18 protein-coding genes and 1 rRNA gene are annotated in these 13,654 nt (G+C 30.4%); 5 read left to right on the top strand and 14 right to left on the bottom strand.

Features of this window, described 5'->3' with window-relative positions; all coding sequences use genetic code 11:
* Nucleotides 1-120 precede the first annotated feature (120 nt).
* From rpmB to GRQ01_RS05770, 3 genes are all read left to right on the top strand, one after another.
* The gene (gene rpmB, locus GRQ01_RS05780) at nucleotides 121-315 is read left to right on the top strand and encodes a 50S ribosomal protein L28 (protein WP_158334856.1); all 195 of its coding nucleotides are present in this window, start codon (nucleotides 121-123) and stop codon (nucleotides 313-315) included.
* Nucleotides 316-511: 196 nt separating this feature from the next.
* Nucleotides 512-727: an HP1242/YdcH family protein gene (locus GRQ01_RS05775; protein ID WP_158334855.1), complete on the top strand. Its 216-nt coding sequence runs from the start codon at nucleotides 512-514 to the stop codon at nucleotides 725-727.
* 9 nt (nucleotides 728-736) lie between these two features.
* Entirely contained in the window at nucleotides 737-1,834 is a 1,098-nt protein-coding gene (locus GRQ01_RS05770) for a methyl-accepting chemotaxis protein (RefSeq protein WP_158334854.1), read from the top strand.
* Nucleotides 1,835-1,870: 36 nt separating this feature from the next.
* On the opposite strand, the gene GRQ01_RS05765 is transcribed toward GRQ01_RS05770, so the two are convergent.
* The 7 genes from GRQ01_RS05765 to gpmI form a co-directional block, all read right to left on the bottom strand.
* Complete coding sequence (locus tag GRQ01_RS05765) at nucleotides 1,871-2,455, bottom strand: NUDIX hydrolase (RefSeq protein ID WP_158334853.1); 585 nt, start codon at nucleotides 2,453-2,455, stop codon at nucleotides 1,871-1,873.
* A gap of 252 nt (nucleotides 2,456-2,707) precedes the next feature.
* Entirely contained in the window at nucleotides 2,708-3,646 is a 939-nt protein-coding gene (locus tag GRQ01_RS05760; RefSeq protein WP_158334852.1) for an acetyl-CoA carboxylase carboxyltransferase subunit alpha, read from the bottom strand.
* Nucleotide 3,647: 1 nt separating this feature from the next.
* Nucleotides 3,648-4,862 carry a beta-ketoacyl-ACP synthase II gene (locus tag GRQ01_RS05755; RefSeq protein WP_158334851.1) on the bottom strand — a complete coding sequence of 405 codons (1,215 nt, stop codon included), beginning with the start codon at nucleotides 4,860-4,862 and terminating at the stop codon, nucleotides 3,648-3,650.
* 25 nt (nucleotides 4,863-4,887) lie between these two features.
* A complete protein-coding gene (gene acpP, locus GRQ01_RS05750) occupies nucleotides 4,888-5,121 on the bottom strand; it encodes an acyl carrier protein (protein ID WP_066777208.1) in 234 nt (77 codons plus the stop codon).
* Between the two features lie 455 nt (nucleotides 5,122-5,576).
* A complete protein-coding gene (locus GRQ01_RS05745) occupies nucleotides 5,577-5,987 on the bottom strand; it encodes a pyridoxamine 5'-phosphate oxidase family protein (RefSeq protein WP_203121269.1) in 411 nt (136 codons plus the stop codon).
* Nucleotides 5,988-5,994: 7 nt separating this feature from the next.
* The gene (gene fabG / locus GRQ01_RS05740; protein ID WP_158334849.1) at nucleotides 5,995-6,738 is read right to left on the bottom strand and encodes a 3-oxoacyl-ACP reductase FabG; all 744 of its coding nucleotides are present in this window, start codon (nucleotides 6,736-6,738) and stop codon (nucleotides 5,995-5,997) included.
* Nucleotides 6,739-6,809: 71 nt separating this feature from the next.
* On the bottom strand, nucleotides 6,810-8,288 hold the full coding sequence (gpmI, locus tag GRQ01_RS05735; RefSeq protein ID WP_158334848.1) for a 2,3-bisphosphoglycerate-independent phosphoglycerate mutase: 1,479 nt from the start codon (nucleotides 8,286-8,288) through the stop codon (nucleotides 6,810-6,812).
* Between the two features lie 79 nt (nucleotides 8,289-8,367).
* Between gpmI and mraY the strand changes: the two genes are divergently transcribed.
* Both mraY and murD read left to right on the top strand, forming a co-directional pair.
* Nucleotides 8,368-9,429, top strand: coding sequence for a phospho-N-acetylmuramoyl-pentapeptide-transferase (mraY, locus tag GRQ01_RS05730; protein WP_158334847.1), 1,062 nt, complete (start codon nucleotides 8,368-8,370; stop codon nucleotides 9,427-9,429).
* Complete coding sequence (murD, locus tag GRQ01_RS05725) at nucleotides 9,429-10,637, top strand: UDP-N-acetylmuramoyl-L-alanine--D-glutamate ligase (RefSeq protein WP_158334846.1); 1,209 nt, start codon at nucleotides 9,429-9,431, stop codon at nucleotides 10,635-10,637. The genes mraY and murD overlap by 1 nt, the downstream gene beginning before the upstream one ends.
* Before the next feature lie 98 nt (nucleotides 10,638-10,735).
* Here the strand turns inward: murD and GRQ01_RS05720 are convergent, their stop codons facing one another.
* From GRQ01_RS05720 to rrf, 7 genes are all read right to left on the bottom strand, one after another.
* Nucleotides 10,736-10,945, bottom strand: a complete 210-nt coding sequence (locus GRQ01_RS05720) for a hypothetical protein (RefSeq protein WP_158334845.1) — start codon at nucleotides 10,943-10,945, stop codon at nucleotides 10,736-10,738.
* A 63-nt stretch (nucleotides 10,946-11,008) separates the two neighbouring features.
* Complete coding sequence (locus GRQ01_RS05715) at nucleotides 11,009-11,311, bottom strand: hypothetical protein (RefSeq protein ID WP_158334844.1); 303 nt, start codon at nucleotides 11,309-11,311, stop codon at nucleotides 11,009-11,011.
* A 2-nt stretch (nucleotides 11,312-11,313) separates the two neighbouring features.
* The gene (locus tag GRQ01_RS05710) at nucleotides 11,314-11,745 is read right to left on the bottom strand and encodes a hypothetical protein (protein WP_227656242.1); all 432 of its coding nucleotides are present in this window, start codon (nucleotides 11,743-11,745) and stop codon (nucleotides 11,314-11,316) included.
* A gap of 73 nt (nucleotides 11,746-11,818) precedes the next feature.
* Nucleotides 11,819-12,685, bottom strand: a complete 867-nt coding sequence (locus GRQ01_RS05705) for an ATP-grasp domain-containing protein (protein ID WP_203121260.1) — start codon at nucleotides 12,683-12,685, stop codon at nucleotides 11,819-11,821.
* A complete protein-coding gene (locus GRQ01_RS05700) occupies nucleotides 12,666-12,827 on the bottom strand; it encodes a hypothetical protein (RefSeq protein ID WP_203121257.1) in 162 nt (53 codons plus the stop codon). Before GRQ01_RS05700 ends, GRQ01_RS05705 begins: the two co-directional genes overlap by 20 nt.
* Nucleotides 12,818-13,054: a hypothetical protein gene (locus tag GRQ01_RS05695; protein WP_203121254.1), complete on the bottom strand. Its 237-nt coding sequence runs from the start codon at nucleotides 13,052-13,054 to the stop codon at nucleotides 12,818-12,820. Before GRQ01_RS05695 ends, GRQ01_RS05700 begins: the two co-directional genes overlap by 10 nt.
* Before the next feature lie 373 nt (nucleotides 13,055-13,427).
* A 5S ribosomal RNA gene (rrf, locus tag GRQ01_RS05690) occupies nucleotides 13,428-13,544 on the bottom strand.
* Nucleotides 13,545-13,654 lie beyond the last annotated feature (110 nt).

Genomic DNA, 13,654 nt, shown 5'->3' with positions numbered 1-13,654 from the left:
TATAAAACTCTAAAATAAACATATTCTATCTATTTATATATTAAAAAAACTATAAATATGTGAATATTTTAAGCTTAAATTTGATAAGATCTTGATTTAAAATTTTCATAAGGATAAAAAATGGCAAGAATATGTCAGATCACAGGCAAACGTCCCATGGTAGGTAATAATGTCAGCCATGCTAACAACAAAACAAAAAGACGCTTTTTACCCAATCTTAGAACAGTACGCATAACTTTAGAAGATGGTACTACAAGAAAAATGAAAATTGCTGCTTCTACCTTAAGGACTCTTAAAAAACAAAATTCTAAATAATTTTGAGGAATAAATCCTCAAAATTTTAAAATATCTTAAATCTAAAAATTTTATTTTTAAGCAATCACACATATAATGCATATTTAAAAATTATTACTTATTTTATTATTTTTTAAGCTTAAATTATCATTTAATAGTGTAAAATATCGTATTTCATAACCCTAATTTCAATTTCACTAATATTTAAGGAGAGTTTATGCTACATGAGTATAGAGAACTAATGTCCGAACTAAAAGGCAAAGATGTTTATTTTACTAAATTATTTGATCGCCATAATGAACTCGATGATATGATTAAAGACGCAGAAGAAGGCAGAACTTCTCTTAACAGTATGGAAATTTCAACACTAAAAAAAGAAAAACTCCGTGTAAAAGATGAGCTTAATCAATATCTAGTAAACTATAAAAAATAAGGCAGGACAATGTTTAAAAACAAAACCAACCATTTTGAACTTCAAAAACTTGAAGAAGATAACAAAACTCTTACGCATCAAATTAAAAAATTGCAATCTGAGAATCTGGAATTAAAACATAAAATTTCATCCTTAGAACAAGCAGCCTTAGAATCTAAACTTAAAACCGATCTTTTAAATGTTTTATTAACTGGAGTTTTAAAAAACATTGCTATAGTACAAGCAGATATGCTAGAAAATGTAAACAAAGCAGAAGTTATTTCTAATTATTCTAAAAACTCTCTTACAGAAATGGATGAACTTAATGATATTGCTAATTCTATTAATGCATCTTTAGGGGATATTACAGAATCAGCAAATAAAACAAGAGATGTTGCAGGAACTTTACACAGAAGTGTCGATGAAATTACTAATGTAATCAACTTAATTAAAGATGTATCTGATCAAACCAATCTTTTAGCTCTTAATGCAGCTATAGAAGCTGCTAGAGCAGGAGAACATGGTCGCGGATTTGCAGTTGTTGCTGATGAAGTAAGAAAATTAGCTGAAAAAACCCAAAAAGCGACTACTGAAGTTGAAATGAATATCAATCTTTTAAAACAAAATGCAAATGAAATGTACACCCAAAGCGAACAAGTAGAAAAAATCTCTATGGATTCTAATGCACATATTATGAGTTTTTCAGAAAAATTCACTCATTTAGTAAACGAAGCACATTCTACTAACTCCAATGCTGTAGGCATTGCTTCTGAAGCTTTTGTATCTTTAGCAAAACTTGATCATATAGCCTTTAAATTAAATGGTTACAAAGAAATTTTTGCAAAATCAGGAAAACAACTAGCAGATCATACTTCTTGTCGTTTAGGAAAATGGCTCGCTAGCACAGGTAAAGAAAGATTTGGACATAGCAAAAGCTTCTTAAAAATCAATGAACCTCATGAAAAAGTTCATGAAAATATGAATGCAGCTATAACAATAGCAAATACACAAGATGTTAGCAAAGATATCACTCAACTTAGTGTTATTAATAAATGTGAAGTTGCTGAAAATGCCTCACTTGATCTTTTCAATGTATTTAAAGAAATGCTTAATGAATCGCATGGTTAAAACTTTTGATTAAGCCTTTAAGCTTAATCAAAAATATCACTTTTTCCACTTTTCTTTTAAAAACCACATATAGGCAAAATCAAGCAAAGGTGTTCTTATCATGTCCTTACACTGTGCTTCAAAATCCTGTACTTTAATGTAAATAGCTTCGATTTCCTCATCGTCAATCCCACCGCCTGAAGAAACTCTATCATTTTCATCCACTTGTGCAAAATAAAAGCTTTGTCTACTCACCCCTGATCCAAAACCTGTATAAAAGTCCCCTATTTTTTCTAAAATTTTAGGAGCATATCCTAGTTCTTCTATACATTCTTCTTTAGCTATTTCTTCTAAAGATAAATTTTTATCTACAAGCCCTGAACAAAGTTCTATAGTATATCCCATATTTTCATTTTTTTTATACTTTTGATCATGAAGTTGATAGTACCAAAGTGGTATACGAAACTGACGCACAAAAATAAAACTTTCCCATTCTTTATGATATAAAAGCACAGACACACTATCCTTTGCCTCTATAAAATCCCAAGTAGCAATTTTACCCTTGCTCTCATAAGCAAATCTTTTAGGTTTAATATAATTTGATTCTTTAAAAGGAAGTTCTTTTAAATTTTTAAATGCCATGCTTTACTCTTTTTTCTTTAAAATAATAAATTTTTACTTAAAATATACTTGAAATAAAAGCTAATATAAAAATTCTTTAACACAATGAAAAATTTCTTTGAACTCATACAATTACACGGATTTTGAAATTTTGCACCAATAAAAGCTATAACATTTTCTAAATAAAGCATGATTAAATTCAAATGCTTTTCATTAATTAAAACCATTTTAGGACTTAAGTAATATTTTTTATCCATCAAAAAGACAAAAAGCTTAAATTTCCTGATAAGCCCCAATTTTTAAAATCTTTTGCATACGATTAGCAGAAAGCTCTCGAACATCAATATTTTCAAGCTCATTTAAAGATTTTTCTATATAATCAGCAATGGCAATTGCAGCTGCTTCTTTATTACGGTGGGCACCATTTATGGGCTCTTCTATAACATCATCAATCAAACCTTGAGATTTTAAATCATCAGCCGTTACTTTCATAGCCTTAGTTGCAGCTTCACTTTTTGCAGGATCATTCCAAAGTATTGCAGCACAACCTTCAGGAGAAATGACAGAAAAAACAGAATTCTTCATCATAGCTAGCTTATCAGCCACACCTATAGCCAAAGCTCCTCCACTACCACCTTCACCAATTACGATTGCAATAGTAGGAATTTTTAAATCACTTAATTCATATAAATTTCTAGCAATAGCCTCACTTTGGCCCCGCTCTTCAGCACCTATACCAGGATAAGCACCTGGAGTATCAATTAAAAATAAAATAGGAATTTGAAATTTTTCAGCAAGTCTTGCCACTCTTAAAGCTTTACGATAGCCTTCAGGATGAGGCATACCAAAATTTCTAGCGATTTTATCTTTTGTACCACGACCTTTTTGCTCCCCAATAACAATAATTTTTCTCTCACCTAAATACCCCATAAAACAGACAATAGCAGGATCATCACGAAAAACACGATCGCCATGAATTTCATGAGGAGTGTTTAAAATAAGCTCTATATAATCAAGCGCATAAGGACGATCAGGATGACGAGCCAATTGCAAACGCTGAAAATCATTTAAATTTTTATAAGTTTTAGAAATTTCTTTTTCAAGATTTTTCTTTAGAATCGATACAGCTTCTGTGTCTCCTTTAATCTGTGCATTGACAATATCTTCATCGATTTGTTGAATATTTTTTTCAAAATCTAAATATGAAGCCATATTAATCTACTTTTTTAAATACAACACAACCGTTTGTGCCACCAAAACCAAAAGAATTACTCATAACCACTTTTAAATCAGCTTTTCTTGAAATATTAGGAACATAATCAAGATCACATTCCTCATCTTTAACAAACTGATTGATTGTAGGAGGAATTATCCCTTGATTTAAAGCCATGATACTAATCACAGCTTCAATAGCACCCGCAGCCCCTAAACAATGCCCAATTTGTCCTTTAGTAGAACTAACAAGAGGAATATTAGAACCAAAAAATTCTTTAATAGCCACAGTTTCATTCCTATCATTAACCAAAGTCGAAGTTCCGTGTGCATTTATATAATCAATATTTGGATTTCCTGCCATATTTAAAGCTTTTTTCATAGCTCTTAAAGGCCCATCTAAAGTTGGCGAAGTAATATGATGTGCATCAGCACTTTCGCCAAATCCAATCAACTCAGCATAAATTCTAGCACCACGCTTTTTAGCTTCTTCATACTCTTCAAAAACTAAAGCTCCAGCCCCTTCACCCATAACAAATCCATCTCTTTCTTTGTCAAATGGTCTTGAAGCATGCTGAGGGTTCTCATTTCTTGTTGATAAAGCTTTCATTGAAGCAAATCCACCAATTCCTACGGGACAAATAGCAGCCTCCGCACCTACAACCAACATTTTTTTAGCACTTTGTAAAGCTATACTCTTATAAGCCTCTGCTATAGCATGAGTTCCTGCTGCACAAGCTGTAACACAAGAAATATTTGGTCCTTTAAGTCCATATTCTATAGAGATTACCCCTCCTAGCATATTTACAAGAGCTGAAGGTATAAAAAAAGGTGAAATCTTACGTGCTCCACGTTCAAAACAAATAATAGAATTTTTTTCAATATTAGGCAAGCCTCCAATACCAGCTGCAGAAACGATGCCAAATTCTTCTTGATCTAGATCTTGCTCCAATTTAGCATCTTGCATGGCTTCTTTTGAAGCTTTAATCCCAAATTGTATAAAACGATCGATTTTTTTTACTTCTTTAGCATCAATAATTTCTAAAGGATTAAAATTCTTAACTTCTGCTGCAATTTGAACTGGAAAATCTGTAGCATCAAAAAGAGTGATTTTTCCAACTCCGCTTTCTCCCTTGCAAATCTCTTTAAATGAACTTTCTTTATCCAAACCAAGGGCATTAATCATACCAATACCTGTAACTACAACTCTTTTCAAGAGTAAGCTCCTTGCAAGAAAAAAATTATTTTTTTAGATTATCGATATAGTTTACAACATCTTCTATTTTGATTAATTTTTCAGCATCACTATCTGGAATTTCTATTTCAAATTTTTCTTCTAAAGCCATGATAAGCTCTACCACATCTAAAGAATCCGCACCCAAATCTTCAATAATTTTTGATTCCATTTTCACTGTATCTGCATCAATACTTAATTGTTCAACCACTACGGCTTTTACATCATCAAATGTTGCCATTTATTTCTCCTTCAAAAATTAAAATAAAGGGTATTATACTATAAAAAAGCTTAAATTATGTTATAGTTTTTCTTACGCTTAAAAATAAATATACAAAAATTAAAAGAAAAATTTTCTACATTTTATAAAAAACATAAAATATTCATAATCATCAACTGTTTTAAAATAAAAAAACAGGAATTATCAATCTTAAAATAAAGAATAGTCTGAAAAATCAATACTTAAATTAAAATGATAAAAAATTTTTAAAGATAAAAAAATTGTTAGTAGTTTCATTATACTAAACAAATGAAAAATTTAAAAAGCTCCATCTTTAATGAAAAGCCAAATCAAAAATAAGTCTAAAAATTCTAAACAAGAAAATATAAAACTCTCTTTGATTCTAGCTATTTAAAAATGAGTAAATTTGCAACAATATATGCTAAATTATAACTATATATTTATAAACATAATGTCTAAGCTTTAAAAAGTTCAAAGCTTCCATCCACAAATTGTTTCCTCGCACTTAAATTATCAAGATAAAAGACTTCAAACTGAGAATTTTGAGGCGTTTGATAAAGCTCCACAAGATAAGGATATTTTTCAAACATCATCCTTTTTACCTCTAAATCATCTTCAAAAACTGCATTAGCTCTAAGCCTTAAAAAAGTACCATCCTTAGCACAAGAACAAAACTCAATCCCATTATAATTTTTCATATGTTTAAAAAGCCCTTTAGTATTTGCTGTGCAAAAATAAATTTTATCCTTCGCAAGCAAAGGACTTTGCATGGGACGAACTCTAGGATTCCCACAAGTACCTAAAGTTGCCAAAAAAGATGGTACATTTTCATCCAAAAATTGTATTATTTCTTTCAAATCCATAATCTATCCCTTACATATATAAACCGCCATTTATTTTAAGCACATCTCCTGTTACATAAGAAGCATAATCACTTAATAAAAACGCTACACAATTAGCAACCTCTTGAGGTTCTGCAAAACGCTTCAAAGGAATATTATTTTGATAGCTTTGTTTAATCTCATCACTTAAAACTTCTGTCATATCACTTTTTATAAAACCTGGAGTCACACAATTAAAACGTAAATTCCTACTTGCTCCTTCTTTAGCAAAAGATTTAGTCATAGCAATCATACCTCCTTTACTTGCAGCATAATTAACCTGACCTACATTTCCCATTTCTCCCACAATAGAAGCTATATTAACTACCGCACCAAAACGTTTTTTACTCATAGTTTTTAAGGCCTCTTTACAACCTAAAAATGCTGAACTTAAATTTGAATCCATCACACTACTAAAATCTTCTAATTTCATTCTTAAAGCAAGCTTATCATTGGTTATTCCTGCATTGTTTACAAGATAGCTTAATTCTCCATCACTTTCTACAATGGTTTTAACACCATTTTCAAACTCATCTTCTTTGCTTGCATCAAATTTAATCAAAGCAACCTTACCGCCATTAGCAATGATTTCATCTTTTAAAGCATCTGCAAGTTCAGGTTTAGAACGATAATTTATCCAAACTTTAAGCCCAAAATCTGCTAAAGTTTTTGCAATTGAAGCACCAATACCCTTACTCGCTCCTGTAATCAGAACATTTTTTCCACTAAATTTCATCACTTTATCCTTAAAAATTTAACTTTTAAAAATTAAAATCTTAACAAATTTCTTATCAAAAGGCAAATAAATTAAAATAAAGCTTCATCCATTTCTTTTGGAATTGGAAGATCTAAAATTTTTAATACACTAGCAGCTATATTACTAAGCCCCATATTATCTTTAATCTTATAAATCCCTTCAGCTTCGACAAAAACAAAAACATCAAAGGTCGTATGATTGGTCAATAAATTCCCATTTTCATCTTGCATGGCTTCACAATTTCCATGATCACTTGTGATGATAAAAGCATAGCCATGTTCTCTTGCACAATCTATAATTTCGCCTAAACAAGCATCTACAGTTTCAACAGCTTTAATAGCTGCATCAAAATTTCCTGTATGTCCTACCATGTCACCATTTGCAAAATTAACCACTATAAAATCTTCACCTTTTTTTATGCCTTGTTTAACAGCATTACACACTTCAAAAGCACTCATACTAGGCTGTTCATCATAAGTTTTTACTTTAAGACTTGGAATTAAAATCCTTGTTTCATTCTCTAAAAGCTCTTCTTTTCCTCCATTAAAAAAGAAAGTAACATGGGCATATTTCTCAGTCTCAGCCGTATGAAGCTGGGTAAGTCCAGCACTAGAAATCACCTCTGAAAGAGTATTTTTAAGCTGTTCTTTTTCAAAAATTACTGGAATATTAAATTGTTCATCATAAACACTCATAGTCAATAAATTCTCAAAAATCCTATCACGTTTAAACCCGCTAAACTCTTTTGAATTTAAAGCTTCAACAAGTTGTTTCATCCTGTCATTTCTAAAATTAATAAAAATCAAACCATCTTCTTCTTGTATTCCATGATAATTTTCATTTTGTGCCGCTTTAATAAATTCATCCATGATATTTGCATCATAAGATTTTTGGATGTAATCAAGCCAATTTGATACTTTATGAACCCTGCCCAATAAACCATCATAATATTCTTTAATCCTATCCCAACGCTTATCTCTATCCATAGCATAAAAACGCCCACAAAGAGTTGCAAAATAAACGCCTAAATTTTCACAAAAGTCTTCTAAATCTCTTATAAAATTCAAACCACTAATAGGACTAACATCGCGCCCATCAGTAATTGCATGAGCAAAAACTTCATTGCCATTTTTAGCACAAATTTCAAGCATGGCTTTAAAATGTGTATCCATAGAATGCACCCCACCATTACTATAAAGCCCTATAACATGAATTCTTTTACATTTTGCTAAAAGTCTTTGTAAATTTTCATTTTCTTGTAATTGTTTTGTCTCAATGGCCTTATTAATACGCACCAAATTTTGATAAATAATTTGACCACTTCCTATACACATATGACCTACTTCACTATTTCCCATTTGATTTTCTGGTAAACCCACTGCTAAACCACTTGTTTTTAACAAAGAATTAGGCACTTCTTTAAAAAGTCTTTCATAATTTGGTTTTTTAGCCGCTTTAAAAGCATTAAAATCACTACTTGCATTATAACCTATCCCATCTGTAATTATTAAAACACATTTTTGTTTCATTTTCCACTCTTTTATAAGAATTTTTTTGGCTAGATTGTACTAAAATTAAACTTTCAAAAAACCAAAAAAGGCTTGAATTTTGTATTATCTTTCAGATTTAAGCAATTATGCTTTTTTTACATATATTAGTGTACGTGCAGGCTTTGCATTTTTTATTGCTTTATGTTTATCTTTACTCTTAATGCCTAGATTTATTGCCTGGGCAAAAACTAAAAATGCCAGCCAACCTATCTATCAATACGCCCCAAAGGCACATAAAATCAAATCTCACACCCCAACCATGGGTGGAGTTATATTTATTAGCAGTGCGATCATTGCAAGCTTATTTTGCATCCAATTTGACAATATTTTTGCTATAAGTGCTTTACTTTGCTTAGTGCTTTTTTGCCTTATAGGACTTGTGGATGATTTAGGCAAAGTCTTAAAAAAAGACAATCATTCAGGGCTTAGCCCTAGAATAAAACTTTTAGCCCAAATTACTGTAGGACTTATTTGCATTTTACCTTTATATCTTAGTAAAGAACTCAGCACAGAACTTTTCATACCCTTTTACAAACATCCTCTTTTTAACATGGAAATCTTTGCTATTGTTTTTTGGATTTTAGTGCTAATTTCTAGCTCTAATGCTGTAAATCTAACTGATGGACTTGATGGCTTAGCAACTGTTCCTAGTATTTTTTCTTTATCAACTTTAGGAATATTTTTGTATTTAAGCGGGAATTTAAACTATAGTGAGTATTTGCTTTTACCAAAGATCCAAGGATTAAGCGAAGTTGTAATAATTTGTGCTGCACTTATTGGTGCTTTAATAGGGTTTTTATGGTATAATTGCTATCCTGCGCAAATTTTTATGGGCGATAGCGGAAGCCTGGCTTTAGGGGGATTTATAGGCTTTTTAGCTATTATAAGTAAAAATGAAATTTTACTCTTACTTATAGGATTTGTTTTTGTTCTTGAAACCATTTCGGTGATCTTGCAAGTTGGAAGTTTTAAAATCTTTAATAAAAGAGTCTTTAAAATGGCTCCTATTCACCATCATTTTGAAAAAATAGGTTGGGTAGAAAACAAAATCATAGTGCGTTTTTGGATGATAGCCTTGCTTGCTAATTTACTCGCACTCGCCTCAATAAAGTTAAGATAATGACAATTTCACTTTTTGGATACGGAAAAACCACACGTGCAATAGCTGAAAATTTGACAAAACAATTTGGCACTTTTAATATTTATGATGATCATTTTAAAAAAGCAAGCAAAGATGCATGGGGCAACAAACTCTTAAATCCTAAAGATTTTAATAAAAATACAAGCGAACTTGAAATTCCAAGTCCTGGTTTTCCGCCTGATCACCCCCTTATCCAACAAGCTAAGAATTTACAAAGCGAATACGACTTTTTTTATGATGCCATGCCAAAATCTGTTTGGATAAGCGGAACCAATGGTAAAACAACAACAACACAAATGAGTACGCATTTACTCTCACGTATAGGTGCACTCATGGGTGGGAATATAGGCACACCTCTAGCACAGCTTAACACTCAAGCAAAACTTTGGATACTTGAAACTTCTTCTTTTACCTTACATTATACACGTGTAGCAAAACCTGAAATTTACGCACTTTTACCCATACATCATGATCATCTTTCTTGGCATGGAAATTTTCAAAACTATATAGAAGCTAAATTGAGTGTTTTACAAAGAATGAATGAATGCGATGTGGCAATATTACCAAAAATATATGTAAACACTCCAACAAAAGCCCATATTATAAGCTATGAAAACGAAAAAGATCTTGCAAAAAAATTCGGTATCAAAACAGAAAAAATTCCCTTTCAAAGCCCTTTTTTGCTTGATGCTATTATAGCTTTAAGCATAGAAAAAATTTTACTTGATACTTTAAGCTATGAACTTTTAAATCACTTTGTACTAGAAGAAAATAAACTTGAAGAATTAAAAGACAGTCAAAATAGACTTTGGGTTAATGACACAAAAGCTACCAATGAAAGCGCTGTAATAGCTGCGCTAAATCGCTATAAAGATAAAAAAATCCATCTTATCATAGGAGGAGATGATAAAGGAGTGGATTTAAGCAATTTATTTTGCTTTATGAAAAATTTAAATATCGAACTTTATATCATAGGCACTAGTACACAAAAAATGTTTGATTATGCGTTAAAAAACGATTTAAAAGCACATAAATGCGAAATCTTACAAAAAGCTGTAATAAAAATTTCAAAAACACTAAAAACCAATGAAGTAGCACTTCTAAGTCCTGCTTGTGCGAGTTTAGATCAATTTAGCTCCTATGCACAACGTGGAGAGGTCTTTAAAGAATCCATAAAACAACTTTAAATATTCTTTAGAATTTTAATCTATATTCATTATTTTTGTATGCAAATTACTTTATCTTATAAAAACATTGTTTATCAATGAATTTTAATATGATTTTACTATTTTTTAATTTTAGAAAAACTCAACAAACAAATTAAAATAGTAAAAACAAAAAGTATGATGTAATTAACACTCACTTTATCATAAACAAAAAACAAAGTAAAAATAATAATGAAAAAAGAATACGAATTTGCCTTAGAAACTAGCTGTCCTACAAGATTTACTTCATATTTTTGTGCTAAAGAACTGCGAATGAGTATTCTACTCATATTAAAACAAAGCCCAAGAATAAAAACAGAAATGACTTTAAAAACAAAACCTTGCCAAAACCCTCAAAACAAAATAGCAAGCAAGAGTAAAAGTATGCTGAATTTATAATGTATAAAAAGACGGTGCCATATTTTTTTAGAAAACAAAATACTAGAACATATCATACCCAAGCCCATTACAGCATCTAAGATTCCAACTTCTACCATAGCTCCTTTTTCAAAAGCAACTTGCACAGGAAGCATGAAATTAAAAATAACTAAAGTCGGCCATATCAACACCAAAGACAATTCTAAACTAGATATTTTTATTTTTTTATCCACACTCACTTCTTCTTTTAATTCTCCTTGCTTTGTGTGATAAAACATCCCTATAAAAAAATAAATAAAAAAAGCAAAGAACTTACCAAAATAACAATTTGTGGATTGTCTTTGAAAATAAAAGCTGCGATAATAGGTCCTAGCATTAAACTTGCTTGATTTACACTCATGGATAAAGAGCTGAATTTAAGGATTTTTTCCTCTGTATAAGCCTTAGCTAAAACTGCAAACCACGACTCCCAACTTGATTCCATAATAAAAAAGAAAAACCAAAGCACTGTATTTAAAATAAGAATTAAAATTTGATTATGTGTAGAAAATAAAAGCAAAGAAATAAAAAAAGAAGCAAGAAGTGCAAAAGCTGTAAGCTTTGAACCGCTCATTGTTTTATTCCTATAAAACAAAGGAACAAGAATAGCAGGCAAAAAAGTCAAAGCAACTAAAATAGTCAAATAAGAAAAAGAATCATTCCTTGTGGCCATAAGCCAATTAATCGCGAGGTTAAAGCTCCACAACTTAAACGATAAAGCTCTGAAAGAAAGATATAAACATACATTATTCAAGCTCAAAAATTTGTTCACTTAAGGTATTTGCCAAATCAATAGGTAAATTTGTTTTTTCTTTGAAAAAATGATTTTCCCAAGCAAATTCCACAACCCCTTCTCTTGTACTCCAATCTTTTGGCACTACACTTTCATTTCCAATGCTTGTTGTGATTTTTATGCTTGTAAGCTCTTTAGGAAATTCTCTTGGTAGATTTATCTTTTTTATTTTCCCCGCTTTGGCCTTTAAAAAGGCTATACTCGAAGTTCTTTTTGGTTTTGGGATTTTAAAATTAGATAAATCTACACCCAAATAAGATGCAATATGTAAATAATAAGGATTAAACTCAAAAGCATTTTCAATTTGATCCATAATCCCATCTCCACCTGTTCTTGCTCCAACTTCTATGAGATAAAATTTACCCTCTTTGATTTTAATCTCTACATGAGCTATGCCTCTATCAATACCTAAAGCCTTACAAGCTTTATGAGCTAAATCATTTAAAGCATAATCATTTTGTCTATGACTTGGCACCAAATGTGCCATTTCACTAAAATAAGGGTCATCTGAAAGATATTTTTCACTCACACATAAACTTTTATAGAAATTCTTTCCACAAAGCACTTCAACAGAAACTTCTTCTTTAGAACTGATATACTCTTCTATTAAATACTTATCACCTTGAATTTTAAAACTTTGTTTATATTTAGCGATTAATTCTTTTGCTTGCCTTAAACCTTCAATCGCCTCTTTCTCATTAAAAGCAACAATAACTCCACCGCTTCCACCAAAATCATAAGGTTTAATAATCAAAGGAAAGCCTATTTTATCAATTGCCAATTTTAGTTGACTTTCATCTTCAAGTAAAAAATTTGGCACTTGAAAGCTGAAATTCTTCAAATTTTAGCTTCATTTTATATTTATTTCTTGCATTTTCTACAACCTGCTTATCCAAAAAAGGTAAAGAAAAATAAGCATTAAGCTCGTTAGCACTAGCTAAAGTCCAGTCATTTAAAGGCACAGCACCAAAAATTCATAACCTTTTTCAATTTGAATTTTCACAGCTTCTATAAGCTCCAAAACATCTTTTTCATCACACAATAAACAACCATCAAAATATCTATTTTTATTCAAGATTCCTTGTTTATCAGCTATAAAAATTTTAGCATCACTTGCTTTTCTTGCCCCAGCTAAAGCTCTTTCTCTTAAGTATTGATTTGCTCCAAGTAAGAGTATAAATTTTTGCATTGATTAATCCTTTTCTAAGCAAAAGCACAAAAATACTTAAATATTTAATCACCATCTTTTCTAAAACCAATTATATTTTTTATTAAAGATAAAAAACTTTTATCTTTAATAAAATTGTTAAATTCATGCATTAATATTAAATATTTTAAACATCAAAGCTAAAATAACTTAAATATAATTTATACCAAATCAGTTCTATAAAAATAACATATTAATTTATACTATACTTTTTTTAAAAAATAACTAAACTATACTTTAAAAAGTAAAAAAAATAATTTAAATATTACAATTTCCCCTAATCCCTCTACACAATAATAATTTAAAAGATTGAAATAAAAAAAAGAAAAACTAAGAATAATAAAGCAGTCTAACAAGTCCGCAATGAGTTACTTTCCCCCTACCAGTAAGGTGTAGTATCATCACCCACGATGTGCTTAGCTTCTTGGTTCGGGATGGATCAAGGCGTTTCCACATCTGTATAATCACGGACATTGTTATTTAAATATTCTTTATAAGAAGACTTAAAAAACAATGTTAAGAGTAAGTTTTATCAATTTTACTTTTGTAGGATGATTCTTATGAAAAACCTTAACAAGGAAG

This window comes from Campylobacter bilis, from assembly GCF_016806695.1.
Classification (GTDB): Bacteria; Campylobacterota; Campylobacteria; order Campylobacterales; family Campylobacteraceae; genus Campylobacter_D; species Campylobacter_D bilis.
This window is presented reverse-complemented; position numbering and strand designations above follow the sequence as displayed.

Excerpts from the sequence above, each read along its gene's own strand:
- rpmB (WP_158334856.1), top strand. The coding sequence starts at position 121 with ATGGCAAGAATATGTCAGATCACAGGCAAACGTCCCATGGTAGGTAAT.
- GRQ01_RS05775 (WP_158334855.1), top strand. The coding sequence starts at position 512 with ATGCTACATGAGTATAGAGAACTAATGTCCGAACTAAAAGGCAAAGAT.
- GRQ01_RS05770 (WP_158334854.1), top strand. The coding sequence starts at position 737 with ATGTTTAAAAACAAAACCAACCATTTTGAACTTCAAAAACTTGAAGAA.
- GRQ01_RS05765 (WP_158334853.1), bottom strand. The coding sequence starts at position 2,455 with ATGGCATTTAAAAATTTAAAAGAACTTCCTTTTAAAGAATCAAATTAT.
- GRQ01_RS05760 (WP_158334852.1), bottom strand. The coding sequence starts at position 3,646 with ATGGCTTCATATTTAGATTTTGAAAAAAATATTCAACAAATCGATGAA.
- acpP (WP_066777208.1), bottom strand. The coding sequence starts at position 5,121 with ATGGCAACATTTGATGATGTAAAAGCCGTAGTGGTTGAACAATTAAGT.
- fabG (WP_158334849.1), bottom strand. The coding sequence starts at position 6,738 with ATGAAATTTAGTGGAAAAAATGTTCTGATTACAGGAGCGAGTAAGGGT.
- gpmI (WP_158334848.1), bottom strand. The coding sequence starts at position 8,288 with ATGAAACAAAAATGTGTTTTAATAATTACAGATGGGATAGGTTATAAT.
- murD (WP_158334846.1), top strand. The coding sequence starts at position 9,429 with ATGACAATTTCACTTTTTGGATACGGAAAAACCACACGTGCAATAGCT.
- GRQ01_RS05720 (WP_158334845.1), bottom strand. The coding sequence starts at position 10,945 with ATGAGTAGAATACTCATTCGCAGTTCTTTAGCACAAAAATATGAAGTA.
- GRQ01_RS05715 (WP_158334844.1), bottom strand. The coding sequence starts at position 11,311 with ATGTTTTATCACACAAAGCAAGGAGAATTAAAAGAAGAAGTGAGTGTG.
- GRQ01_RS05710 (WP_227656242.1), bottom strand. The coding sequence starts at position 11,745 with ATGGCCACAAGGAATGATTCTTTTTCTTATTTGACTATTTTAGTTGCT.
- GRQ01_RS05695 (WP_203121254.1), bottom strand. The coding sequence starts at position 13,054 with ATGCAAAAATTTATACTCTTACTTGGAGCAAATCAATACTTAAGAGAA.